The organism is Mycobacterium sp. (genome assembly GCF_049802695.1).
Classification (GTDB): Bacteria; Actinomycetota; Actinomycetes; order Mycobacteriales; family Mycobacteriaceae; genus Mycobacterium.
This window is the reverse complement of record NZ_JBARMY010000537.1, coordinates 1-1,758: the sequence shown is the minus strand read 5'-3', so window position 1 is coordinate 1,758 and position 1,758 is coordinate 1. Positions and strand designations below refer to the sequence as shown.

General features: G+C 67.1%; 2 protein-coding genes and 1 pseudogene. 2 read left to right on the top strand and 1 reads right to left on the bottom strand.

Annotated features, from left to right (window positions below):
- Positions 1-74 precede the first annotated feature (74 nt).
- The gene (locus tag WA317_RS21205; RefSeq protein WP_425174898.1) at positions 75-470 is read right to left on the bottom strand and encodes a DoxX family protein; all 396 of its coding nucleotides are present in this window, start codon (positions 468-470) and stop codon (positions 75-77) included.
- Positions 471-509: 39 nt separating this feature from the next.
- Between WA317_RS21205 and WA317_RS21200 the strand changes: the two genes are divergently transcribed.
- Positions 510-1,577: a potassium channel family protein gene (locus WA317_RS21200; RefSeq protein WP_425174897.1), complete on the top strand. Its 1,068-nt coding sequence runs from the start codon at positions 510-512 to the stop codon at positions 1,575-1,577.
- A 64-nt stretch (positions 1,578-1,641) separates the two neighbouring features.
- Positions 1,642-1,758, top strand: a pseudogene (locus tag WA317_RS21195) (NAD(+) diphosphatase); the annotation flags it as partial.

The following is a 1,758-nucleotide window of genomic DNA, read 5'->3' as shown; positions in this document are numbered from 1 at the left end:
GAGCCGCAAGGTCCGCGCCGGGCAAATGGCGGCGACCCGCTTCGCCCGGCTTTCAGCCGCGCTCGCAATCGCCGCTAGGTGGTGCGTCGGACTTTGAGCGCCGCGGTGATCATCGGGATCTGCAACGGCAGCCGGGCCAGGGCGACAATTCGCCAGGGCCACGGCCGGGACCACCACAGCCGCACCATGTTGACGTTGCCCGGAAAGACCGCGAGGAAAAGCGCCGCGGCGGCAAGCGCACCGAGTCGGCGAGTACTCGGCAACAGCAGCAGCGCGCCGATGCCGATCTCCGCGACTCCCGACACGTTCGTGTAGGTGCGCGGGTTTCCCGGCAGCTCGGCGGGAATGATGGTGTCGAATGGTTTCGGTGCCAGAAAATGCACACTGCCCGTGCCGATCAGCATCGCTGCCAAACGGTATGCGGTCGTCCGACTTGCCCGGCGTGCACCCACTGCTGTGATGGCGGTCATGGTTACATTGTGTCGTGCGCCTGGTCGAGCCAACGAGCTGTGGGCCGATTTAACTGGCGGCGGCGCGGTCGCGACGAGCGGCTGACCGCACTGCCCGACTACGAACTGGTCGGCGTGCTGCGCATACCGGAAAGCCATATCAGCCCGACGCAAGCAATTTCGCGACGGGTAGCGGTCGCGTTGCTCGCGTTGTCCGTCGCGGTGATCACCGTCTATCTCGACCGCGACGGGTACATCGATGTCCGCAACGAGCGTATGTCGTTTTTGGACTGCGTGTACTTCGCGACTGTGTCCCTGACGACCACCGGCTACGGCGACATCACCCCGATCACCGAGTCCGCTCGCCTGATCAACACGCTGATCATCACGCCGCTGCGAATCATGTTCCTGGTGGTGTTGGTCGGCACGACGCTTCAAGTGCTCACCGAGCGATCCCGGCAGGCGTGGAAGATCCAGCGTTGGAGGACCAAAGTGCGTAACCACACGGTCGTGGTCGGCTACGGCACCAAAGGCAAAACGGCGGTAGTCGCCGTGCTCAGCGACGCAGCCGGCCCGACGGACGTCGTCGTCGTCGATACCGACCGGGCAGCCCTCGACCACGCGTCGTCGGCGGGCCTCGTCACCGTCCACGGTGATGCGACCAGGTCCGATGTGCTGCGGTTGGCCGGCGCGCAGCGCGCCGCCTCGATCATCGTGGCCACCGGCCGCGACGATACGGCTGCCCTGGTCACGTTGACTGCCCGGGAGGTCGCCCCGGACGCCAAGATCGTGGCGGCCATCCGGGAAGCGGAGAACCAGCACCTTCTGCGGCAGTCCGGAGCTGATTCGGTGGTGGTCTCCTCTGAGACTGCCGGCCGGTTGCTCGGTATCGCCACGACGACGCCTACCGTCGTGCAGATGATCGAGGATCTGCTGACGCCGGAAGCCGGTTTCGCTGTCGCCGAACGGGAGGTGGAGCAGGCCGAGGTCGGCGGCTCCCCGCGGCATCTGCGCGACATCGTGCTCGGTGTGGTCCGCGACGGCCGGCTGCTGCGCGTCGATGCGCCGGAAGCGGACGCGATCGAGGCCAACGACCGGCTGCTGTACATCCGCAGCGTCGGTACCTAGGTGGTGGCGATCACAAGCGCGGCGGAGCCGGGCGCAGCGGGTCGCCACGAGAAAGGCAAGCCTGATGGACTTTGCGCTGCGGAACATCCCACTGCTGTCGCGGGTGGGCGCCGACCGAGCCGACCAGTTGCGCACCGACGTCGAGGCCGCCGCTGCGGGCTGGGCCGAAGCGGGGCTGCTG